Raw genomic sequence first — 20,838 nt, 5'->3', positions numbered from 1 at the left:
AGCAGTCCTTCGACAAGCTCAGGACGAGCGTATTCTTAGGTTCTGCCTAAAGACAAAACCGGTCCCCCCGCCGTGCGACATTGAACCCGCGCGCTTCAACCTCGCGGCTCTCGGGCGAGTCGGGGTCGCGGATGGAGTTGGTGTGGTTGTAGTGAATGAAATGCACCTTGGCGCGCTCGCTGGCGGGCAGGTCTTGCAGCAAGTCCATCGTTGCGGTGACGCGCGGATGCGGGATTTCGCTCATATCGCGCCCGGGCAGTTCGTTATCGTCCCAGAAGGTCGCATCGATGAAGGCATAATCCAACTGCGGCAGAATCTGGCGAAGGAAATTACCGCCCTCCACTTCCTGCCAGTAGTCGATATCGGGAAGATACAGCACATTCCCCAGTTCCGGCTGATAAAAAACGAAAGCCGCCGTTTCCGAAAATTCGTCACGATGAGGTACCGGGACCGCGCTAACAAAAATGCGCCCACCGGCTGACAATGGGGTCATTTCAACCATCTCTTGCAGGCGAATATTCCCCAGTTCCACCAACTGGCTCCACGGCCCGTTGCTGCGCAGAAACTCCGCCATGCGCGGCATCGCGTAGACCGGCACCCCGCTCGCCCCCGCCGCTTCACGCCCGAAATAGGCGAGGCCGAGATAGTGGCCGATATGCGCGTGGGTGAGGAAGACTCCGTCCACGCCTAGCCCTTGCGCAGGCGGCTCGATCGCGTCGAGCATGGCGAGTTGCTCGGTGATCGCGGGGGTTGCATCGAACAGGTAGCGGCGGCCCGCCATGCGGTCGATCAGGCCGAGCGAGCTTGGCAGCAAGCCCGGCCCGGTATCCTCAGCATTGCCGATCTGCGGCGCACCCGCATCCTGCCCTGCGCCGAGCACGACCAGCTCGTAATCGCAGGGCGCGTCCGCCTCTTGCGCAAACAAAGGGCTGGCAAGCGCCAGTGAAGACACCGCCAGCCCCAAAGTGATCGCTCTTTTCATGCCCCGCGCCCCTCCATCTTTGAGGAGGCACGCTAGGCTATTCGCTTAGGCTTCGGAAGGCGCTTTCACGAAGAACAGCGCGAGCGCGAGCAAGGCCGCCGCCGCCGTGCCCGCCGCGCCTGCGGGGAACATCAGGTCGCTCGCGGGGAACACCGCCGCCGTGTTGATCACAATCGCTGCAAGCCCCGTCAGCCCCGCCAGCGCGCCGACGATCTTGCCCGCACCGCTTGTCGCCCACAGCGCAACCGCCGCCGCCACCGCTGCCACGCCAAAGGCGATTTTCGCGGTGAAATAGAGCAGGAAAGCCATCGCCAGCACCGCGCTGAACACGGGCGCCAATGCCTCGCCACCCTCCATTAGGGGGCCGAACATCACGAGCCCCATCCCGGCCTGAATGGTGTTGAGAATGCCGCCCGTCGCCAGCCCCGCGCCGATCAGCGGGCGCGCCGGAAGCAGGGCAAGCCCGGAGATGGCAATGCCGACAAACAAAATCGTCTCCACCGACCAGATAATGTCGCGCGGCGGCGTCCCTCCGCCATTGCTGATGGTGATGTAGATGATCTGCGTCACCACTGTGATGAGGAGCGCGATGGCGGCAATTTGCGCCGCCCCTTTGAAACCGGTCGTCATATGGTGCATTCCCCTTGTTGTGATGTCGCCCGTCATTCGCGCTTCAGGTGCAGGCGGTTACATCGGCAACTTTCCAGCGGGCGCAGCAGCCGCTATGCCGTGCCGCGCCAGTTACTACGAGAGGATAGAGATGACCCATTTCCGCCCCGCTTTGCTCGCCACGGCGCTGATCCTGCCCGCCGTCCCCGCTGCAGCGCAAGAGGTAATGACGCCCGCCGATGTCGCGCGCATCGAAAGCACCGGCACCATCGCGCTCAGCAATGACGGTTCCACCATCGCCTACACCCGCGTCCACGCACCCGATGTGTCGCAGGGCGAGCCTGATGGCGGTTCGCGCCAGCAGCTGATGCTCGCCGAAGGCCCGATGGATGTGGCCGCGTGGCTGCCCGAGGATATGCGCATTTCCGGCGTGGACTTCACGCCCGATGGCAGCATGGTGACCTTCCTCTGGACGCCCACCGGCGGGGATCGCGGCGTCTATGGCGTTCCGGTGGGCGGCGGTGCCTATCGCCAGCTCGGCGGCGTAGCGGGGGCAGGCGTGCAGGCCTATGGCTTCGCGCCCGATGGCAGCCAGCTGTATATGCTGGTCGGCCCCGCTTCCAACCCGCAGCGCGCCGCTGAAAGTCGCGCGGGCTTTGATGCGGTCGTTTACGAGGAAGAGCTGCAATTTAACCGGATGTTCGTCGCCAACACCGGCGACAGCGTAGACACCGCTCCGCGCGAAATCGCCATTCCCGGCTATGTCGACAGTTTCCAGATCGCGCCGGGCGGGGATTGGGCGCTGATCACCAGCGCGCCGACGCCGCTGGTGGATGACAGCTACACCGCCAAGCGCCCGCATATCCTCAATCTGACCGATGGCAGCCTGCTGACGATCGAGACGCCGGGCAAGCTGGGCGATCTGGAAATCTCCCCTGACGGCCGCCAGCTTTCCATGATCGCAGGCGTTTCGGCCAACGATCCGGCGGATACCACGCTCCACCTCGTCGATACCGCAACAGGCGCTTTCCGCGCGATCAATGCGGGCGCTGCCGAAGCGGCGACCGATACCGAGTGGATGGCCGATGGCCGCTTGGCCGTCAGCGTCGATGTCGGCGTGCAGAGCGTGCTGCGCTTCTATTCCGCCGACGGCGCCCTGCTGCGCGAATATGATACGGACGGGCTGATCCTCACCGGTCTGGAGCAGGGCGGCAACCGGCTGGCGGTGGAAGCCAATTCGCCGAGCCATCCCAACGAGCTGTTCCTGTTCACCGGACGCGGGTTTGAACGCTGGACCGATCACAATCCGTGGCTGGAGAATATCGCTATGGGTGCCCAGCGCGCCTACACCTATACCGCGCGTGACGGTGCCGAGATCGAAGGCGTGCTGATCGAGCCGGTGGGCGGCGTGCCCGAAGGCGGCGCTCCGCTGATCCTCGATGTGCATGGCGGGCCGGAAGCGCATGAAAGCAATGGCTGGGTCACCAATTATTCCGGCCCCGGCCAGGTCGCTGCGGGACAGGGCTATGCCGTGTTCCTGCCCAATTATCGCGGCTCCACCGCCTACGGCACGGAATTTTCCATGCAGCATCAAGGCGATGCGGCGGGCGTAGAATTTGACGATCTGGTCGATGCCAAGCGCGCACTGGTGGCAGAGGGCATCGCCGATGCCGACCGCACCGGCGTGACCGGCGGCTCCTATGGCGGCTATGCCACCGCGTGGAGCAGCACGCATTATTCGGAGGAATTTGCCGCAGGCGTGATGTTTGTCGGCATTTCCAACATCCTCTCCAAATGGGGGACCACCGATATTCCGACCGAGGAATACAATGTTCACGCCCGCCGCTATCCGTGGGAGGAATACGAACAGACCTTGCAGCGCAGCCCCGTCTATTGGGCCGACCGCGCCGATACGCCTTTGCTGATCCTCCACGGCGATGCCGACCCGCGCGTTAGCCCGACGCAGAGCGCGGAACTGTATCGCCACATCCGCGTGCGTCGTCCCGACACGCCGGTGCGGCTGGTGTGGTATCCCGATGAAGGCCACGGCAATGCCATGGCGGCGGCCCGCTATGACTACAATCTGCGAATGATGGAGTGGTTCGACACCTATCTGAAGACAGGCGACCGCGACGCCCCAATGCCCGCCCCGCGCCCTGATCTCGGGTTGGGTGACTGATCGGCAATGCGCGGCAGTGCAGGATAGCAACACGCCTGCGCTGCCGCGACAGTAACACGCGATGAACTTTCAGGCCTTCCTTCTGATCACCGCCATCGGGATTGGCCTTGCAGCTTTCGCGCTCACCGGAGTGACGGCGGGAGGAACTGATGCGTCTTTATTGGCCCGCGCTGCTGTTGCCCCATTGGCTGCGCTTTGCCTGTGGGGCGGCTTATCTGGCCTGCATTCGATCTGGCGGGCGCACCGTGCTCGCAAGGCCGGAACACCCGTAAGCGGGCATCTCTACGGCTGGTTCTCGGCCCGTGAGGGGCGTTCGCGTGCGGTGACTTGCCTGTTCGTCGCCGACGGCGCGGTCTACAGGATGAGCATTCTGGAAGAGCGATACGATCTGCGTGCGCACCCTCTCGGAACCGGGCATCCGGTGAAGGCGTGGATTGACGCGGGCGAAATCGTTGCAATCGACCGCAACGGCATTCCCATGCGCCTTCAAGCGCCGGGGCCAGAGATTGATCCCGAAGAACAGTACGCCCTGCCGCCCGGCCTGCTCTCGCAGCTGGATGGCCGCGCAAGCCGGATTTGAACGAGCTTACAACCCGAACGTGTAAGTCAGTCCGATCCCGCCCAGAAACTGGTCGCGCGAGCCGCGCAGGCTGGTGAAGGGCGTTTCCGCCGCGTCGCCCAGCAGGCGCGAATATCCGGCGATCACGATCACGCCCAGCCCGCCATTCAGCGCATTGCCATCAAGATCGAAGCCCAGCAGCAGCGTGCTGCTGACCGAGCGGAAGCCTCCACTGTCCGGCTCGAACGCGGGCAGCGCGTCCTGCGCCGGGCCGGTGAAGGCGAGCGGATCGGAGCGAAGGTAGTAATCCTGGAAATTCTCGTCCGCCCATTCGGCCCCGAACGTCAGATTGGCAAAAATGCCGAGGCTCAAGGGAGTGCTATAGGACACGGTCGGATTGACCGTAAAACCGTCATGCGCGCCCGCCACATCGAACAATACCGCCGTCCCGACACTGATCGAATCGACCGGGATCAGCACGCCGTCAAAGCTGACGCTGGCGTGCGGGCCGACTTCGATCGCGGTATCAAGCTCGCCATATTGCTCGGCAATCTCGTCCTCGATGCGGCCATTGCGATCCCCGCGAACCCGCGCGGCAAGGCCGAAATCGAACGACACATCGCCCTCACCGTCGGGGATGAAATCGATCTGCACGCCGCCCGCACTGGGGTTGATATCGACGCCGCCGATGGAGCCAATAATCACCGGCAAGACATTGGGCGTGTAATCGTCAGAGCCCGAATAGGACGGGGAAAGCGCGCCGCCCACGCCTACGGTCACAAAATCGCCGCCCAGCACCGAGTTTGCAAAGTCAATCTGCGGGCGACCGCTGGGGCTATCCTCGCTCTCTTGCGCATGCGCGGCGGCGGGGATGGCGAATGCAAGCAGGGCCGCGCAGGAGGCGGCGGGGCGAAGAAACATGGTGCAACAATTCCCGTCTAATGTGCTGCTGAAACTGCCCAGCGGGGCAAGCGGTTCCGTGCTGGGGTAAATTCTTGGCACCGCATCACGCGGCACTTTGCCCGTTCGCGTCCCGGTGGTATCACAGGGCCATGCACAAACTCCTCCTCGCAGCCGCTGCCACGCTCGCCTTTTTGCCCGCCCCTGCGGCCTTTGCTGCTCCGGCAGCCGCAAACTCCACCGTGCTCGCCCCGCAGACCGAGGGGTATGAGCGGCTTTACCGCGTGCTGGTGTCCGATCCGGATGATCTGGGCGCGCGGCGGCTGGCGGATATTATGGTGGACATCATGGGCGCAGCCACCCCGCTCCATGCGGAGATCGAGACCGCCCATCCCGGGTTCGAAGCGGCTTTGGCCGATGCGATGATGCCGCTGGTGACCGCTTACATGACCCGCAACCGCGCGCTCCATCAGGATGACTTTCTCGCCGCCATTGCCCCGCTGATGAGCGAGGAGGAAGCGGTGGAAATCGCCGAATTCTACGAAAGCGAAATGGGCCAGCGGATGCTGCGCGCCGCGCGGCGCAATTACCAGCTGTCCATAAGCCAGGAACGGCTGATGTCGGACGAGGAATTTACCCGCGAAGACGCGCAGCGGTCGGTCGAAGCCACCCGCGCCAGCGCGATGCAGGATCTCTCGCCGGCCGAATTCGATGCCATCGGAGACACCCTCATGGCCAATCCGCGCCTGCTGCAAAACATCATGGCGTTGCGCGAACCGATGCTCGCCATCCGCGTGTCGATGGATAACGAGCCGATGACCGGTGCCGAGGAAGCGCAGCTGGAAGCGATCTACACCACCGTTCTGGCCCGTTACGGCTACTGACGAGGCAGGACTGCCAAGCGGGGCATTGCGCCCGCCCCGTGATACGCTAAGGCACAGCGCATGAGCGGTCGCACCTGTGATATTGCCATTATCGGCGGCGGATTGTCGGGCGGGCTGATCGCGCTCGCGCTTCGCCAGCAGCGCCCTGAATTGACCGTGCGCGTCATCGAAGGCGGCCCGGCGATTGGCGGTAACCACCGCTGGAGCTGGTTTTCCACCGACCTTTCGCCTGCGGGCGAGGCGCTGATGGCCCCTTTCCGCAAGACCGAATGGACGCACGGCTATGACGTGCGCTTTCCGGGACTCGAACGCACACTCGAAGCCGATTACCGCTCGCTCGCCAGCCCCGATTTCGCCGCGACGCTGGCCCGCGAACTGGCTCCCGGCACGCTGCTGACGAACCGGCCCGTCGCGCAGATCGCAGCAGACCGCGTGCTGCTGGAAAGCGGCGAGGAGATCACCGCGCGCTGCGTGATCGATTGCCGCGGCTTTACCCCGTCCGCAACGCTGCGCGGCGGCTGGCAGGTGTTCATGGGCCGCCATATCCGCACCGCCGGGCCGCATGGCATCACCCGCCCGGTCATCATGGACGCGCAGGTTGACCAGTTGGCCCCGGCGGGCAATGGCGGGGCCTACCGCTTCGTCTATGTCCTGCCGCTGGGGCTGGAAGAGGTGTTTGTCGAGGACACCTATTACGCCGATACGCCGCAGCTTGATCGCAGCGCGCTGTCGGGCCGGATCGACCAATATTGCCGCGCGCATGGCATTGATGGCGAGCCTGTGGGGTTCGAGACCGGCGTGCTGCCCGTCATCACCGGCGGCGATTTTGCCGCCTATCAGGCAGAGCAGCGCATTCCCGGCGTGGCGATTGCGGGCGGGCGCGGCGGGTTTGTCCACCCGCTCACCAGCTACACCCTGCCGATCGCGGTCAATATCGCGCTGGCAATTGCCGAAGACGCGGATTTGCCCGGCGAACAACTCGCTGCCAAGCTGGAAAGCGCCGCGCGCCAGCATTGGCGCCGGATGGGCTTTTACCGCGCGCTGGGCCGGATGCTGTTCCACGGCGCGGCGGCGCACCAGCGATACCGCATTTTTGGACGGTTTTACGGACTGCCCGAGCCGCTTATCGAGCGCTTCTATGCCGGGGGCTCGACACTTTTTGACAAGTTGCGCGTTCTCTCCGGCAAACCGCCCATACCCATCCATCGCGGCGCGCGGGCACTGCTGGCCAAATCGCCCAGCCTCCTCGCGCCAGACACCAAGGACATTCGATGAGCACTCCTGAAGGAAGCACCGCCAAGGGGCGCACTGCCTGCGTGATCGGCGCGGGGTTCGGCGGCATGGCGCTCGCCATGCGGCTGCAAAGCGCAGGGATCGCCACCACCGTGATCGAAGGCCGCGATAAGGTGGGCGGGCGCGCTTATCATTGGCAGCAGGACGGCTTCACCTTTGACGCCGGCCCCACCGTCATCACCGATCCCCCCTGCCTGAAAGAGCTGTGGGAGCTGACCGGCCACGATATGGCGGAAGACGTCGAGCTGATGAATGTCATGCCGTTCTACCGCCTCAACTGGCCCGACGGCACGAACTTCGATTATTCGAATGACGAGGTCGATCTGCGCAAGAATATCGCCAAGCTCGATCCCGCCGATGTCGCAGGTTACGACCGCTTCCTGCAATATTCGGCCGATGTGCACCGCGAAGGCTATCTGAAGCTGGGCACGGTGCCCTTCCTCGATTTCAAGTCGATGCTGAAAGCCGCCCCTGCGCTCGCCAAGTATCAGGCATGGCGCAGCGTTTACGCGACCGTCAGCCGCTTTGTCCGCAACGAGAAGCTGCGCGAGGCGCTCTCCTTCCACACGCTGCTGGTCGGCGGCAGCCCGTTCAAGACAAGCGGCATCTACGCGCTGATCCACAAGCTGGAAAAGGATGGCGGCGTGTGGTGGGCGCGCGGCGGCACCAACCGCCTGATCGCCGGAATGGTGCGCCATTTCGAGCGGCTGGGCGGCACAATGATCGTCGGCGATCCGGTGGAAAAGGTCGAAACCCTGGGCAACCGCGCCACTGGCGTCATCACCAAAAGCGGCTGGCAGGGCAAATTCGATGCGGTGGCCAGCAATGCCGACATCATGCACTCGTACAAAGACCTGCTGGGTGACAGCCAGCGCGGCAAAAGCTACGCCAAGTCGCTGAAGCGCAAGAGCTTCTCGCCCTCGCTCTTCGTCGTGCATTTCGGGCTCGAAGGCACCTGGCCGGGCATTCCGCACCACATGATCCTGTTCGGCCCGCGCTATAAGGGACTGGTGGACGATATCTACGCCAAGGGCACGCTGCCCGCCGATTTCTCGATCTATCTGCACCACCCGACCGTCACCGATCCGAGCATGGCGCCCGAAGGCAAGAGCACGTTCTACGCGCTGGTGCCGGTCGCCAATATGGGCAAGATGCCGATCGACTGGGACACGGTGGGGCCGGAGCTGGAGAAGCGCGTGCTCGACGAGGTGGGCCGCCGCCTGATCCCCGATATCCACGACCGTATCGTGACCAAGTTCCACTATGCGCCGAAGGACTTCGCGCAGGATCTGAACGCGCATCTGGGCAGCGCCTTCAGTCTTGAGCCGGTGCTGTGGCAAAGCGCCTATTTCCGCGGCCACAACCGCGATGATGTGATCAACAACTTCTATCTGGTGGGCGCAGGCACACATCCGGGCGCGGGTATTCCGGGCGTGGTCGGCAGCGCGAAGGCGACCGCCGGGTTGATGGTGGAGGATTTGCTGGGGTGAATTGCGTCAAACGGCGACGCGGAGAAGCGGTGGGACACGGCGGCGAAGCCGCTGTTGGTTTCATTCGCTCGCAGAGGCGCAGAGGCGCAGAGACGTTGCGCACCACCTCGGCGCCTCTGCGCCTCTGCGAGCGCCTAAATGTTTCAAGCGCCTACGGAGTAATTGAACCTCCCTCCGTTTCTCTGCATCTCCGCGTAAATCAACATCGGAGTGCATTATGAACCGCATCGCTGTCTATTGCGGCTCTGCCTCGCCCGCAGACCCGCGTTATATCGAACTCGCCCGCGAAGTCGGCACCACGCTGGCGACACGCGGAATTGGCGTTGTCTATGGCGGCGGCAAGGCGGGCCTTATGGGCGCGATTGCCTATGCCGCGCTCGAAGCGGGGGGCGAAGTGATCGGGGTTATCCCGCAGGCGCTTGTCGATATGGAAGTCGCCAATCACGATTGCACCGAACTCCACGTCGTGCAGACCATGCACCAGCGCAAGCAGCTCTTCACCGATCTGTCGGACGGGTTCATCACCCTGCCCGGCGGGGTCGGCACGATGGACGAATTGTGGGAAGCGATCAGCTGGGCGCAATTGGGCTATCACAGCGATCCGGTGGGGCTGCTCAACGCCTTTGGCTATTATGACGGGCTGGTCGAATTCTACGCCAAGATGGCGGAAACGGGCTTCGTCCGCCCGATGCACAAAGACATTATGATCGTCGCCGAAACGCTGCCTGATCTCCTCGCCCGGATGGAAGCCTTCGAGCCGATCCAGACCATCGTGCAGATGAAGGTCGAGGATTTGTGAAGCGGATAAAGCCGCGCCCCCTAGTCGCCAGCCATGTGGTGAAAGCCACGCCGCGGCAGGTGGGCGGCGGGCGGCCCCGCGCGGCGCTGGTCGAAAAGGCCAAGGCGAGCATCGCCAAGGGTTCCAAAAGTTTTGCCGTCGCGTCCATGCTGCTCGACCGGACGACGCGCGAGCGCACGCATCTGCTCTACGCTTGGTGCCGCCGCTGCGATGATATTGCCGACGGGCAGGATCATGGCGGCGAATTGTCGCTCGACAAAGCCAGCGCGCTTGACCGCGTGGAGGCCATCCGCATCCTCACCCACCGCGCGCTGGACGGGCAGCCGACCGCCGATGTGGCGTTTGACGCGCTGGGGCAAGTCGCCAGCGAGGTCGGACTCACGCGGCAAATGGCGGATGATGTGATCGACGGGTTCCAGCTGGATGCCGAAGGCTGGCGGCCGCGTAGCGAGGCTGACCTGATGCGCTATTGCTACCACGTCGCGGGCGCAGTGGGCGTGATGATGGCGCAGGTGATGGGCGTGCCCGCTGACGCCGAAGACACGCTCGACCGTGCCTGCGATCTGGGCCTTGCCTTCCAGCTCAACAATATCGTGCGCGATATCTGGGAGGATGACGCGGCGGGCCGCTGCTACATCCCCGAAGAATGGCTGGTGGAGGCGGATATTCCCCCCGGCCAGCACATGAAAGTCACGAACCGCGACGCGCTGGTGGCGATTGTGCAGCGGATGGTCGATATGGCGCGGCTGCACGATGCCCATGCGCGCATCGGCGCAGGGCACCTCGCTTTTCGGCAACGCTGGGCAATTCTGGCGGCAGCGAATATTTATGGCGAGATCGGGCGCGAGGTTGTCGCGCAAGGGCCTGCCGCGTGGGATCACCGCGTCCACACCGGCAGTTTGCAAAAGCTGGGACTGGTGGGTGCGGGGCTGGTCGAAGCGGTCAGCGGCTCCTACCCGCCCGAGGCCGAGCCTGTATGGACGCGCGGCAAGCTGATCGCCCTGGCGCGCAAAGATCGCCCCGCACCCGATATCCGCGAGACCCCTCTGCCCGACGAGGGTGTGCGCCCCGCCTGACGCCGCGACGTTCATCGGCTTTCGGTTGCAATTGCAGGCCGCCACGGGCATCTCTGCGCCGGAGGAGGAACCCCGATGAAACGCCTGTTTGCACCCCTTTTTGCAGCGCTTGCCCTGCTTGTTGCCCCCGCCACGCTCCACGCACAGGACGCCGGGCCGGAAGCGACCGTGATCGCCTTTATGGACGCCTTCAGCGCCAAGGACGCCGAGACGATGACCGCGCTGATGATGCCGGATACGGTGGTCGCATCGGTGCAGGAGCTGGAGGGGCCCGATGATGTCGGCTTCAGCCCGATGGCCGATCTGGTCGCGCAATTGGCGGGCCTGCCCTTCGACATTGCCGAGCCACTGTGGGATCTGCGCACGGAGGAATTCGGCACGGTGGCGGTGGTTTCGGCCAGCTATGACTTCCTTATCAGCGGCAATCGCAGCCATTGCGGGACGGATATTTTCACGCTGATGCGGGTCGACGGCGCGTGGAAAATCGCCACCATTACCTACAGCCACGAAACCGAAGGCTGCGAGGGGCCGCCCGCCGAATGATTGCCAAACTCCTGATCGCCAATCGCGGCGAGATTGCCTGCCGGATTATCCGCACCGCCCGCGCGCTGGGCGTGGCGACGGTGGCGGTCTATTCGGATGCCGATGCCAAGGCGCTGCACGTGCGCCAAGCGGATGAAGCGGTGCATATCGGCCCCTCGCCCGCTGCCGAGAGCTATCTGGTGGGCGAGCGGATTATCGCGGCGGCCAAAGCGACGGGCGCGGAGGCGGTTCACCCTGGTTACGGGTTCCTGAGCGAGAACGCCGACTTCGCGCAGGCGGTGCTGGATGCAGGGCTGATCTGGGTCGGCCCCAAGCCCGCCAGCATCCGCGCGATGGGTCTGAAGGACGCGGCCAAACAGCTGATGCGCGCGGCGGGCGTGCCAGTGACGCCGGGCTATGACGGCTCCGACCAGTCGGTCGAACGGCTCACCAAGGAGGCCGAGGCGATAGGCTACCCCGTGCTCATCAAAGCCGTGGCAGGCGGCGGCGGCAAGGGGATGCGCAAGGTCGATGCGCCCGAGGATTTCGTGGCCGCGCTGGAATCCTGCCGCCGCGAGGCCAAGGCCAGCTTCGGCAATGACGAAGTTCTGCTCGAAAAGTGGATCACCTCGCCCCGCCATATCGAGGTGCAGGTGTTCGGCGACGCCCACGGCAACGTAGTCCACCTGTTCGAACGCGACTGCTCGCTCCAGCGACGCCACCAGAAGGTGATCGAGGAGGCCCCCGCCCCCGGCATGGACGCCGCCACCCGCGAAGCGATCTGCGCCGCCGCCGTGCGCGCCGCGAAAGCGGTCGATTACGAAGGCGCGGGCACCATCGAATTCATCGCCGATGCCAGCGAAGGCCTGCGCGCCGACCGCATATTCTTCATGGAGATGAACACCCGCCTGCAGGTCGAACACCCCGTCACCGAGGAAATCACCGGGGTCGATCTGGTCGAATGGCAGTTGCGCGTGGCGAGCGGTGAGCCGGTTCCGCTCCGCCAAGAAGAGCTGAGTATCAACGGCTGGGCCATCGAGGCGCGGCTATATGCCGAGGACCCGGCGAAGGGGTTTCTGCCGAGCCCCGGCAGGATCGACGCCCTCTTCTTAGATAATCGCGCTCGGATAGAGACGGGGGTCGAAGATGGTGACGAGGTCAATGCCTTTTACGATCCAATGATCGCAAAAATCGTCGTTCACGGGGAGGATCGTGAAGCAGCACGACAGGCATTACTGTCGGCTCTCAACAACAGTTATGTCGCGCCGCTGCAAACGAACCAAGGGTTCCTGTTTGAATGCGCTGCACTTGATGAGTTCGCGCATGAGGAACTCGATACCGGACTGATCGAGCGCGAAGGCGATGCGCTAATGCCAGACACTGAGCCGCCTCAGACCGTAATCGACGCCGCCGCCCGTCGTTATCGCCGCGATTACTTGGACTGGTCCCAACCCTCGTTCACTCCCGAGGGAGCCTTGCGCTCGGAGTTGTTTGGCTTTCGCCTTAATGCCGATGGGCGCCAAACCGTCGTTCTTCACACGAGCAAAGGCGCAAAGTCCGGCGATAGTAGCCGCCACGACGAGGACTTTGGTATCCCGACTACCATGACTTCGGACGGCGTGATTTTTGTCACCGAGCGCGGCCAAACGTATGTGTTCTCAGTGCGTGGGGACAATTCCGAAGGTGCAACCGCCGCCCACGACGGCGATATCCTCGCACCCATGCCGGGCAAGGTCATCGCGGTCGATGTCAGCGAAGGCCAAGCCGTCACCGCCGGGCAGCGGCTGCTGGTGCTCGAAGCGATGAAGATGGAGCACGCCCTCACCGCGCCCTTCGACGGGGTGGTGGCGGAGCTTTCCGCCAGCGAAGGCGCGCAGGTTCAGGTCGAGGCTTTGCTCGCGCGGGTAGTGGCGGCAGAATAGCCGCCTCCCCGGCTCCGGCTCCTAGCGTTCGGGCGGCGGCACCACCGGCATCCGCTTGCCGATATTCACCCGCCGGAACAAATGCCCGCGCTCGCTGAACAGCACCACGGCGAGCGCCAGCAGCGCGCAGCCCAGCATCGAGAAGGCGAGCGGCTGCGCGGTGCCGTTATACAGCCCGCCGATCACCGCCCCCAGCACCGCGCCGGTCGTCATCCGCACCGCGGTTTGCGCGCTGCTCGCCGCGCCCGCGATGTGATAAAACGGCTGCATCGCGATGGAGCTGAAATTCGCCCCGATAAAGCCGAGCATCGCCATCGAAACGCTCATCAGCACGATAAACTGCCACAAGGGCTGCACCGCCTGCCCCGCGCTCCACACCTGCACGATGCTGGTGACGATAAACACGATCAGCGCGCTCTGGCTCACCCGCCGCGCGCCGAAATTCTCGACAATCCGCGAATTGGTGAAATTGGCCGCGACCATGCCCAGCACCGCGCCGCCGAAAATCAGCGCGAAGTAATCGCCTTGCCCGAAGGTTTCGGAAATCAGCTGCTGGCTGGAATTGAGGAAGCCGAACAAGGAGCCAAACACCAGCGCGCTGCCAATGACGTAACCGATGCTCTCCCGCGCCCAGAGCGCCTGGCCCATATTGCGCAGAATAGTCCCGACGCGCACATCCTGCACATTGTCCTCATTCAAGGTTTCGGGCAGCCGCGCCCACGCCCACAGGCCCACCACTGTGCCCATGATCGCCATCACGCCGAAAATCGCGCGCCAGCCGAGAAAGTGCATGATCGCCTGCCCGATGGCAGGGGCCAGCAGCGGGACGACGAGGAAAATCATCATGATAAGGCTCATCAAGCGCGCCATCTTGTCGCCGCCCACCTGGTCGCGGACAATCGCGGCGGGCACCACGGTCAGCCCCGCGCAGAGCACGCCCTGAAGCAGCCGGAAGGCGAGCAGCAGCGTGTAATCGGTCACCAGCGAACAGGCGAGCGAGAGCACGACATAGCTGATGATCGCCAGCGCCAGCACCGGGCGGCGGCCAAAGCGGTCGGCAAAGGCTCCGGGGAAAAACGCCCCGATCCCGCCGCCGAGGAAATAGGCGCCGATGACATATTGCCGCGCATTGCCGGTCACCCCCATATCGGTGGCGATCTGGCCGAGCGCGGGCAGCATCGAATCGATGCCGAAGGCCTGCAGGCTCATCAGCGAGGCCATCAGCACGATCATCTCGCGCTCGCTCAAGGGTTTGCCGCGATGGGCGGGAAGGCTGGGCGCACTGCTCATGCCAGCGTTCTTGCGCGTATGGGTTGCAAAAGGAAAGCCTTTTGCCCCGCGCCTTTCGTCTGCCTATATCGCGGCCATGGCGGATGCGCATGACAGCGATGGCGAGGAAGAGGCGAACGGCCTGCGCAAGATCATCCATGTCGATATGGACGCCTTTTTTGCCAGCGTGGAGCAGCGCGACCATCCCGAATTGCGCGGCAAGCCGGTCGCGGTAGGCGGCGCAGGCGGGCGCGGCGTGGTGGCGGCGGCGAGTTACGAGGCGCGCAAATTCGGCGTCAAAAGCGCAATGCCCGGCATCACCGCGCGGCGCAAATGCCCCGATCTGATTTTCGTCAAGCACCGCTTTGAAGTGTACCGCGAAGTCTCGGCGCAAATCCGCGCGATCTTCCACCACCACACCCCGCTGGTCGAGCCGCTGAGCCTCGACGAGGCCTATCTCGATGTGACCGAGGATATCCACGGCATCGGCAGCGCCACCGCCATCGCGCAGGCGATCCGCAAGGCCATCCGCGAACAGACGCAGCTGACCGCGAGTGCGGGGGTGAGTTACAACAAATTCCTCGCCAAGCTGGCGAGCGACCAGAACAAGCCCGATGGCCTGTGCGTCATCCGCCCCGGCGAAGGCGCGGCCTTCGTCCAATCGCTCCCCGTGCGGCGGTTCCACGGTGTGGGGCCGAAGGGCGCGGAAAAGATGGCGCGGCTCGGCATCGAAACGGGGGCCGATCTGGCGGCGAAGGATGCCGACTGGCTGCGCGCGCATTTCGGCAGCTTTGGCGACTATCTGTTCCAGGCGGCGCGCGGCATTGACCTGCGCCCCGTGCGCGCGAACCGCATCCGCAAGAGCATTGGCGGCGAACGCACCTTTGGCGAGGATTTGTCGTCCGGCAGCGCGCTGCGCGAGACGCTGGACGGGATTATCGACATCGTGTGGGAGCGGATTGCCGAGAAGGACGCGCAGGGGCGCACGGTGACGTTGAAGCTCAAATTCACCGACTTCCAAACGATGACCCGCGCCCGCTCGCTCGACCGCGCGGTGGCGCACAAGGCGGAGTTTGCGCGCCTGGCGCATGAGCTGCTGGCGGCAGAATTGCCGCTGAGACTGCCGATCCGGCTGATGGGGCTCACGCTCAGTAATCTGGAGCAGGAGGCGGAGGAGGAGCCGCGCGAGGATCGCCAGCTTTCGCTCCTGTAAAAGCACCCCTCCCTGCAGGGAGGGGCAGCGAGACTTAACGAGCGAAGCGAGGTTAGTCGCAGCGGGGTGGGCTAGCGGCGCTGGTTTAGCGACAGGCCCTCCCCCGGCCCCTCCCGCAAGCGGGAGGGGAGGCTATAGCAGCCCCACCGCCGCCAAGCGCTCCCGCGTCACCCGCGTCAGTCTGGCCGCCGCCAGTTCCTCGACGACAAACCAGCGGGCTTCGGCCAGTTCGCGGCCATCGACCACCGGTTCGCGGGCAGGGCGCGCGGTGAACAGGTGCCCGGTATGCGCCGCGCCCGAAATCGCTTCGGAGAACGTCCGCAGCAGCGCCAACTCCTGCAATTCGCAGCCCAGCTCCTCGCGCATTTCGCGGCGGGCTCCCTCTGCAGGATCGTCATGACGGCCGATGCCGCCTCCGGGCAGCGCCCAGCCGTCAGGGCCATAGCTGTGCCGCACCAGCAGCACCCGCCCCGCTTCATCGCGCAGCAGCACGGCGACCCCGAACAGGTCGGGCCGCACAATCTTGCGGAACTGCCGCCGTACGCGGTGCGCCCATTGCAGGCCCAGCCGGTGCAGCGGCGCGGGGATCAGGTGAAGCATACCACTTTCTGATTGGCCGCGCCGAGCAGCCGCGCCACCGGCAAATCATGCCCGCCCGCCGCGCCCGCATCGAAAACGCTGCGCTTTTCGTCCCCGCGGATAACGAACATCAGTGCGTCGCTGTTCAGCAGCGCGGGGATGGTGAGCGTTATGCGATCGAAGGGTGCTTCGGGCGGCAGCGGATCGGGGGTGAGGCGCTTGATTGGCGCGGGCTCGTCCACCTGCGGATCGGTATTGGGAAAGAGCGATGCGATATGCCCGTCCGCCCCCATGCCGAGCCACACCAGCGCAAAGCGCGGCGGCTGGGCGGTCTCGGAAAGCGTCACAACACTGGCGCCCACCGGCTCCAGCAAAGCGCGGATTTTGCCGGTATTGCTCGCGGGGTGGTCTTCCGGAACGATCCGGTCATCGCCCGGCCATACATCGATAAGCGACCAGTCGAGGCCGGTATTGGTCAGCGCCGCAAAAATCGGGAACGGGGTGGAGCCGCCCGGCACGCTGATGGCGATGCGGCCTTCGGTTTGGCCAAGGCAGCCTTGCAGATAGTCCTCCAGAAACGCGGCAATCTGCGCGTCACTGGCGTTTTCGATGATGTCGATGTCAGCCATACCTCTGCCCTAAACACAAAACCGCCACCGGGCGAGACCCGGCGGCGGTTTTCGATACGTATGCGCGGGGCGCGCCGTTAGCTCAGCGTCGAGCTGAGGAACCACACGCGCTCCTCGGCCATATCCGTCCAGTCATCGAGCAGCCCGTCGGTCGCATTATCACCCGCCGCCTCGGCGTGCTTCTTCAGCGCCTTCAGCCGTTCGACCAGCTTCTGGTTATCATCGCGCAGCTCTTCGATCATCGCTTCGGCCTTGAGCGTGGTATCGTCCTGATCGGCGATCTGCGTGTGCTGCGCCACCGAGCCGATGCTGGTGAGCGTCATCGCGCCGTTCTTGCGCACCCGCTCTCCAATCGCATCGATCTGGTCACGGATTTCGATCGCCTGCTCGTCAAACAGCAAATGCAGGTCGCGGAAGCGCGGCCCGGTGACGTGCCAGTGAAAATTCTTGGTCTTGAAATAGAGCGCCAGGTGATCGGCCAGAAGGCCGTTCAGCCCGTCGATCAGTGCGGTTTTCGAATTGTCTCCGGCGTGTGCCATAAATGTGTCCTTTCAATGTCTTCTTTGCCCTACCAACGGGCGAGGACGGGACATTGTTCCGGAAAACAATCGACAGTCTTGATCGCTTTTGACGATTACTGGAGCGCCGCAGGCGGGAAGAATACGATTATTGCGCCAGCCGCCAGCAGCACACCACCAACCGCAAAGCGCAAGGGCACGCGGGGCAATTTGTACCAATCCTCGCCCGCCAGCGCGGCAAAGCCAGTGACGATAATAACCGCCAAAGCGGCGCCAATGGCTACGAGCACCGGCTCTGCCGTCGCCACCGCAAGCGACAGGATCACCAGGCCGCTGGCATCGGCGAGGACACCGGCAAACAGCACAATGCCCAGCGCGCCAAGCGACCGGGTCGGTTCCTTGGGAGCGGGCGGCGCGTCGAGGAATATGACTTCCAGCCCGGCAAACACCAGCGCGGCGGCGACAAACCAGCTTTGCTGGCGCGGTGTAAAGAGCGGCGCAAACTCGCCCGCGAGCCATGCCGCCAGCGCGCAGGCACCGATGGAAACCAGCGTGATAAGGACGAGCAATGCGGGCGCAGATGCCCCCGCCGCCGAAAACCGCGCCACCCGCACCGCCTCTCGCCCCGCCAGCATGGCAAGCGCGGTGGCGAGGAAGGCGAGGAAGAGAGCGGTGATGGCGGCAGCTCCGCATTTTCTGGAGCGGGTGAAGGGAATCGAACCCTCGTCGTCAGCTTGGGAAGCTGCTGCTCTACCATTGAGCTACACCCGCGTTCCGCCCGTCCGATACTAGCGACGTGCGTGGTGGTCAATCGGGCGCGATCAATCAGGTGGGGCGGCGGTTTTGCAGGCTTGTGCGCTGACAACTCGCCACCAGCGTCCCTTGCTGGTTGTAGGCGCGGTGAGCGAAGGTGACGATGCCTTGCGCCGGGCGGCTCTTGCTTTCGCGCAGCGCCAGCACTTCGGTTTCTATCCGCAGCGTATCGCCGACAAACACCGGCGCGGGGAAGCGCACTTCGTCCCAGCCGAGATTGGCCGCGGCTGTCCCTTGCGTAGTGTCATTGACGCTGATCCCCACCATCAGGCTGAGGGTGAAGCACGAATTGACCAGCACGCGGCCATATTCGGTGCCCTTCATATATTCGGCATCCAGATGCAGCGCGGCGGGATTGTGCGTCATGGTGGTGATGATGACATTATCGGTTTCGGTCACCGTGCGCCGCAGCGGGTGATCGAATCTTTGCCCGACAGTAAATTCCTCGAACCACAAACCGGCCATAAGCGCACCTCTCCTCTGGCACAGCCGCCTAGCGGGTTTGCGCGCTTTGCGCTAGAATGCGGGGTATGAAACAGCTTTGCACCATCCTCGCCCTACCCTTGCTCGCCGCCTGCGCCACCACTGCGCCTGATACGGGCGAAGACCCGCCGATGCGCGCCGCGCCGGAGGGCGAATGCGATGCGACCCGCGCGCAAGCGCATCTGGGGGAGCGCGCCACCGCCGAATTGGGCCAGCACCTGCTGGGCGCAACCGGCGCGCGCTCGCTGCGCTGGATCCCCCCGCGCTCTGCCGTGACGATGGATTACCGAATGGACCGGGTGAATGTGGAATATGACGATTCCTTCACCATCACGCGGATATCTTGTGGCTGAACCCCTATGCGAATCACTTGTTACGAGAGGCACGATGCATCCGCTGAAACCTGTCTCCCTGCTCGTTCTGCCGCTGCTGTTGACGGCTTGCGGCGATGATCTGGAAAGCCGCAATGCGGCGCTGGGCCTCGATAGCGATGACCGCCCCTTGCCTGTCGCCGAGCGCACCGTCAGCGATGCGGACGCGGCGAGCAATCGCGAACCGCAAACCGCCAGTGCTGCCGAAGCAGACGATGGCGAAGGCCCGCCCACCGTGCTGGCGGAGCCGCGCGATCTGGTAATCGGCACCGAAGGTTTTGCGCCCGAACCGATGGATGATGCGACCGGCTTTGCACCCGAACCAACCGCGCCCGAGCCGTTCAACCCCAATCCGGTTCCCGAACAACCGGTGCCGGTGCAGCGCCCGCAATAATACCGCCCATTAATACGGCCCATTGCAATGGTTGCACCTGCAATCGCTTCCTGACATTGGGAGCCGCAGGAGAGACATTTGCGATGACCGGACAATTCCAGCTCAATGAAGACCAACTCGCCATTCAGGACATGGCGCAGCGTTTCACGGCGGACAATATCACCCCCCATGCGGGCGAGTGGGACGAGCAACACCATTTCCCCGTCGATCTCATCAAAAGCACGGCAGAGCTGGGCTTTGGCGGGATTTATGTCAGCGAAGAATCGGGCGGTATTGGCCTCGGCCGGTTGGAAGCCGCACTCATCATGGAAGCCATGGCCTATGGCTGCCCGACGACGAGCGCGTTCATCTCGATCCACAATATGGCCGCGTGGATGATCGACACGTTCGGCTCGGACGATCTCAAATCCCGCTATCTCGCCGATCTGATCGCGATGGAAAAGCTGGCGAGCTATTGCCTGACCGAGCCGGGCAGCGGTTCGGATGCGGCGGCGCTCACCACCAGCGCGCGGCTCGATGGAGAGCATTATGTGCTCAACGGCACCAAGCAGTTCATCAGCGGCGGCGGGGTGAACGATATCTATGTCGTGATGGTGCGCACGGGCGAACACAAGACGCGCGGCATTACCTGCCTGGTGGTGGACAAGGACACGCCCGGCGTGAGCTTCGGCGCGCCGGAGAAGAAGCTCGGCTGGAATGCCAGCCCCACCGCGCAGGTGATTTTTGAAGACGCGCGCGTGCCGCTGGCAAACCGCGTGGGCGGCGAAGGCGAAGGCTTTAGCTTTGCGATGGCGGGGCTGGATGGCGGTCGGCTGAATATCGGCGCGTGCTCGCTGGGCGGGGCGCAGCGTTGCCTTGATGAAGCGATTGCTTACGCCAAGGATCGCCAGCAATTCGGCCAGCCGATTGCCGATTTCCAGAACACCCAGTTCATGCTTGCTGACATGGCAACCGAGCTGGAAGCGGCGCGCGCGCTGCTTTACCTCGCGGCGGCGAAAGTGACCGATGGCGCGCCCGACAAAACCCGCTTCTCCGCCATGGCCAAGCGGCTGGCGACCGATAGCGGATCGAACGTCGTCAACAATGCGCTGCAGATTTTCGGCGGCTACGGCTATCTGAAAGACTACCCCATCGAACGCTTCTGGCGCGATCTGCGGGTGCATTCGATCCTCGAAGGCACCAATCAGGTGATGCGGATGATAGTCGGGCGGGATTTGCTGCGGCAGTAGGAGAAAATCCTCCCTCCTCTTTAGGGGAGGGATAACGAGACTTGGCGGCTTGCCGCCTAGTCGCAGTAGGGTGGGGCTTGCAGCCCCAGCGGCTCGCCCCGCTCCCCGCCCCCACCCCTTAATCC

Annotated in this window: 22 protein-coding genes and 1 tRNA gene; 13 read left to right on the top strand and 10 right to left on the bottom strand. The window is 64.1% G+C overall.

Going from position 1 to position 20,838, the window contains the following annotated elements; all coding sequences use genetic code 11:
- Window positions 1-46: 46 nt before the first annotated feature.
- Together GC121_RS07770 and GC121_RS07765 are read right to left on the bottom strand one after the other, a co-directional pair.
- Entirely contained in the window at window positions 47-982 is a 936-nt protein-coding gene (locus GC121_RS07770; RefSeq protein WP_151973639.1) for an MBL fold metallo-hydrolase, read from the bottom strand.
- Between the two features lie 45 nt (window positions 983-1,027).
- Window positions 1,028-1,612, bottom strand: a complete 585-nt coding sequence (locus GC121_RS07765; protein WP_151973637.1) for a hypothetical protein — start codon at window positions 1,610-1,612, stop codon at window positions 1,028-1,030.
- A 130-nt stretch (window positions 1,613-1,742) separates the two neighbouring features.
- On the opposite strand from GC121_RS07765, the gene GC121_RS07760 reads away from it, so the two are divergent.
- Complete coding sequence (locus GC121_RS07760; protein ID WP_151973635.1) at window positions 1,743-3,770, top strand: S9 family peptidase; 2,028 nt, start codon at window positions 1,743-1,745, stop codon at window positions 3,768-3,770.
- 61 nt (window positions 3,771-3,831) lie between these two features.
- A complete protein-coding gene (locus GC121_RS07755; protein WP_151973633.1) occupies window positions 3,832-4,350 on the top strand; it encodes a hypothetical protein in 519 nt (172 codons plus the stop codon).
- A gap of 6 nt (window positions 4,351-4,356) precedes the next feature.
- On the opposite strand, the gene GC121_RS07750 is transcribed toward GC121_RS07755, so the two are convergent.
- Entirely contained in the window at window positions 4,357-5,250 is an 894-nt protein-coding gene (locus tag GC121_RS07750; protein WP_151973631.1) for a MipA/OmpV family protein, read from the bottom strand.
- A 131-nt stretch (window positions 5,251-5,381) separates the two neighbouring features.
- Between GC121_RS07750 and GC121_RS07745 the strand changes: the two genes are divergently transcribed.
- From GC121_RS07745 to GC121_RS07715, 7 genes are all read left to right on the top strand, one after another.
- Window positions 5,382-6,113 (top strand): hypothetical protein, encoded by a 732-nt coding sequence (locus tag GC121_RS07745; protein ID WP_151973629.1) that lies wholly within the window; start codon window positions 5,382-5,384, stop codon window positions 6,111-6,113.
- Window positions 6,114-6,173: 60 nt separating this feature from the next.
- Window positions 6,174-7,388 (top strand): lycopene beta-cyclase CrtY, encoded by a 1,215-nt coding sequence (gene crtY, locus GC121_RS07740; protein WP_151973627.1) that lies wholly within the window; start codon window positions 6,174-6,176, stop codon window positions 7,386-7,388.
- Window positions 7,385-8,896 (top strand): phytoene desaturase, encoded by a 1,512-nt coding sequence (locus tag GC121_RS07735; protein ID WP_151973625.1) that lies wholly within the window; start codon window positions 7,385-7,387, stop codon window positions 8,894-8,896. The genes crtY and GC121_RS07735 overlap by 4 nt, the downstream gene beginning before the upstream one ends.
- Before the next feature lie 217 nt (window positions 8,897-9,113).
- Window positions 9,114-9,695: a TIGR00730 family Rossman fold protein gene (locus GC121_RS07730; RefSeq protein WP_151973623.1), complete on the top strand. Its 582-nt coding sequence runs from the start codon at window positions 9,114-9,116 to the stop codon at window positions 9,693-9,695.
- A complete protein-coding gene (locus tag GC121_RS07725; RefSeq protein WP_199857796.1) occupies window positions 9,692-10,771 on the top strand; it encodes a phytoene/squalene synthase family protein in 1,080 nt (359 codons plus the stop codon). The genes GC121_RS07730 and GC121_RS07725 overlap by 4 nt, the downstream gene beginning before the upstream one ends.
- A 75-nt stretch (window positions 10,772-10,846) precedes the next feature.
- A complete protein-coding gene (locus GC121_RS07720; protein ID WP_151973621.1) occupies window positions 10,847-11,314 on the top strand; it encodes a DUF4440 domain-containing protein in 468 nt (155 codons plus the stop codon).
- Window positions 11,311-13,215 carry a biotin carboxylase N-terminal domain-containing protein gene (locus GC121_RS07715; RefSeq protein WP_151973619.1) on the top strand — a complete coding sequence of 635 codons (1,905 nt, stop codon included), beginning with the start codon at window positions 11,311-11,313 and terminating at the stop codon, window positions 13,213-13,215. Before GC121_RS07720 ends, GC121_RS07715 begins: the two co-directional genes overlap by 4 nt.
- A gap of 21 nt (window positions 13,216-13,236) precedes the next feature.
- On the opposite strand, the gene GC121_RS07710 is transcribed toward GC121_RS07715, so the two are convergent.
- Window positions 13,237-14,505: a multidrug effflux MFS transporter gene (locus GC121_RS07710; protein ID WP_151973617.1), complete on the bottom strand. Its 1,269-nt coding sequence runs from the start codon at window positions 14,503-14,505 to the stop codon at window positions 13,237-13,239.
- Between the two features lie 76 nt (window positions 14,506-14,581).
- On the opposite strand from GC121_RS07710, the gene dinB reads away from it, so the two are divergent.
- Entirely contained in the window at window positions 14,582-15,697 is a 1,116-nt protein-coding gene (dinB, locus tag GC121_RS07705; protein WP_151973615.1) for a DNA polymerase IV, read from the top strand.
- A 132-nt stretch (window positions 15,698-15,829) separates the two neighbouring features.
- On the opposite strand, the gene GC121_RS07700 is transcribed toward dinB, so the two are convergent.
- From GC121_RS07700 to GC121_RS07675, 6 genes are all read right to left on the bottom strand, one after another.
- Window positions 15,830-16,297, bottom strand: a complete 468-nt coding sequence (locus GC121_RS07700; protein ID WP_151973613.1) for an NUDIX hydrolase — start codon at window positions 16,295-16,297, stop codon at window positions 15,830-15,832.
- Window positions 16,285-16,905, bottom strand: a complete 621-nt coding sequence (locus tag GC121_RS07695) for a 6-phosphogluconolactonase (protein WP_151973611.1) — start codon at window positions 16,903-16,905, stop codon at window positions 16,285-16,287. The genes GC121_RS07700 and GC121_RS07695 overlap by 13 nt, the downstream gene beginning before the upstream one ends.
- Before the next feature lie 77 nt (window positions 16,906-16,982).
- Window positions 16,983-17,444: a Dps family protein gene (locus GC121_RS07690; RefSeq protein ID WP_151973609.1), complete on the bottom strand. Its 462-nt coding sequence runs from the start codon at window positions 17,442-17,444 to the stop codon at window positions 16,983-16,985.
- 95 nt (window positions 17,445-17,539) lie between these two features.
- The gene (locus GC121_RS07685; RefSeq protein ID WP_151973607.1) at window positions 17,540-18,058 is read right to left on the bottom strand and encodes a hypothetical protein; all 519 of its coding nucleotides are present in this window, start codon (window positions 18,056-18,058) and stop codon (window positions 17,540-17,542) included.
- A 62-nt stretch (window positions 18,059-18,120) separates the two neighbouring features.
- Window positions 18,121-18,194: transfer RNA gene (locus GC121_RS07680), tRNA-Gly, on the bottom strand.
- A 54-nt stretch (window positions 18,195-18,248) separates the two neighbouring features.
- Window positions 18,249-18,725 carry a MaoC family dehydratase gene (locus GC121_RS07675; RefSeq protein WP_339390199.1) on the bottom strand — a complete coding sequence of 159 codons (477 nt, stop codon included), beginning with the start codon at window positions 18,723-18,725 and terminating at the stop codon, window positions 18,249-18,251.
- Window positions 18,726-18,766: 41 nt separating this feature from the next.
- Between GC121_RS07675 and GC121_RS07670 the strand changes: the two genes are divergently transcribed.
- The 3 genes from GC121_RS07670 (at window position 18,767) to GC121_RS07660 (ending at window position 20,713) form a co-directional block, all read left to right on the top strand.
- Window positions 18,767-19,072: an I78 family peptidase inhibitor gene (locus GC121_RS07670; protein WP_151973604.1), complete on the top strand. Its 306-nt coding sequence runs from the start codon at window positions 18,767-18,769 to the stop codon at window positions 19,070-19,072.
- A gap of 34 nt (window positions 19,073-19,106) precedes the next feature.
- Window positions 19,107-19,484 (top strand): hypothetical protein, encoded by a 378-nt coding sequence (locus GC121_RS07665; RefSeq protein ID WP_151973603.1) that lies wholly within the window; start codon window positions 19,107-19,109, stop codon window positions 19,482-19,484.
- 83 nt (window positions 19,485-19,567) lie between these two features.
- Window positions 19,568-20,713 (top strand): acyl-CoA dehydrogenase family protein, encoded by a 1,146-nt coding sequence (locus GC121_RS07660; RefSeq protein WP_151973601.1) that lies wholly within the window; start codon window positions 19,568-19,570, stop codon window positions 20,711-20,713.
- Window positions 20,714-20,838 lie beyond the last annotated feature (125 nt).

The organism is Erythrobacter sp. EC-HK427 (assembly GCF_902498745.1).
In the GTDB taxonomy this organism is placed as follows: Bacteria; Pseudomonadota; Alphaproteobacteria; order Sphingomonadales; family Sphingomonadaceae; genus Alteraurantiacibacter.
This window is presented reverse-complemented; position numbering and strand designations above follow the sequence as displayed.

Excerpts from the sequence above, each read along its gene's own strand:
- GC121_RS07770 (WP_151973639.1), bottom strand. The coding sequence starts at position 982 with ATGAAAAGAGCGATCACTTTGGGGCTGGCGGTGTCTTCACTGGCGCTT.
- GC121_RS07765 (WP_151973637.1), bottom strand. The coding sequence starts at position 1,612 with ATGACGACCGGTTTCAAAGGGGCGGCGCAAATTGCCGCCATCGCGCTC.
- GC121_RS07760 (WP_151973635.1), top strand. The coding sequence starts at position 1,743 with ATGACCCATTTCCGCCCCGCTTTGCTCGCCACGGCGCTGATCCTGCCC.
- GC121_RS07755 (WP_151973633.1), top strand. The coding sequence starts at position 3,832 with ATGAACTTTCAGGCCTTCCTTCTGATCACCGCCATCGGGATTGGCCTT.
- GC121_RS07750 (WP_151973631.1), bottom strand. The coding sequence starts at position 5,250 with ATGTTTCTTCGCCCCGCCGCCTCCTGCGCGGCCCTGCTTGCATTCGCC.
- GC121_RS07745 (WP_151973629.1), top strand. The coding sequence starts at position 5,382 with ATGCACAAACTCCTCCTCGCAGCCGCTGCCACGCTCGCCTTTTTGCCC.
- crtY (WP_151973627.1), top strand. The coding sequence starts at position 6,174 with ATGAGCGGTCGCACCTGTGATATTGCCATTATCGGCGGCGGATTGTCG.
- GC121_RS07735 (WP_151973625.1), top strand. The coding sequence starts at position 7,385 with ATGAGCACTCCTGAAGGAAGCACCGCCAAGGGGCGCACTGCCTGCGTG.
- GC121_RS07730 (WP_151973623.1), top strand. The coding sequence starts at position 9,114 with ATGAACCGCATCGCTGTCTATTGCGGCTCTGCCTCGCCCGCAGACCCG.
- GC121_RS07720 (WP_151973621.1), top strand. The coding sequence starts at position 10,847 with ATGAAACGCCTGTTTGCACCCCTTTTTGCAGCGCTTGCCCTGCTTGTT.
- GC121_RS07715 (WP_151973619.1), top strand. The coding sequence starts at position 11,311 with ATGATTGCCAAACTCCTGATCGCCAATCGCGGCGAGATTGCCTGCCGG.
- GC121_RS07710 (WP_151973617.1), bottom strand. The coding sequence starts at position 14,505 with ATGAGCAGTGCGCCCAGCCTTCCCGCCCATCGCGGCAAACCCTTGAGC.
- dinB (WP_151973615.1), top strand. The coding sequence starts at position 14,582 with ATGGCGGATGCGCATGACAGCGATGGCGAGGAAGAGGCGAACGGCCTG.
- GC121_RS07700 (WP_151973613.1), bottom strand. The coding sequence starts at position 16,297 with ATGCTTCACCTGATCCCCGCGCCGCTGCACCGGCTGGGCCTGCAATGG.
- GC121_RS07695 (WP_151973611.1), bottom strand. The coding sequence starts at position 16,905 with ATGGCTGACATCGACATCATCGAAAACGCCAGTGACGCGCAGATTGCC.
- GC121_RS07690 (WP_151973609.1), bottom strand. The coding sequence starts at position 17,444 with ATGGCACACGCCGGAGACAATTCGAAAACCGCACTGATCGACGGGCTG.
- GC121_RS07685 (WP_151973607.1), bottom strand. The coding sequence starts at position 18,058 with ATGCTGGCGGGGCGAGAGGCGGTGCGGGTGGCGCGGTTTTCGGCGGCG.
- GC121_RS07670 (WP_151973604.1), top strand. The coding sequence starts at position 18,767 with ATGAAACAGCTTTGCACCATCCTCGCCCTACCCTTGCTCGCCGCCTGC.
- GC121_RS07665 (WP_151973603.1), top strand. The coding sequence starts at position 19,107 with ATGCATCCGCTGAAACCTGTCTCCCTGCTCGTTCTGCCGCTGCTGTTG.
- GC121_RS07660 (WP_151973601.1), top strand. The coding sequence starts at position 19,568 with ATGACCGGACAATTCCAGCTCAATGAAGACCAACTCGCCATTCAGGAC.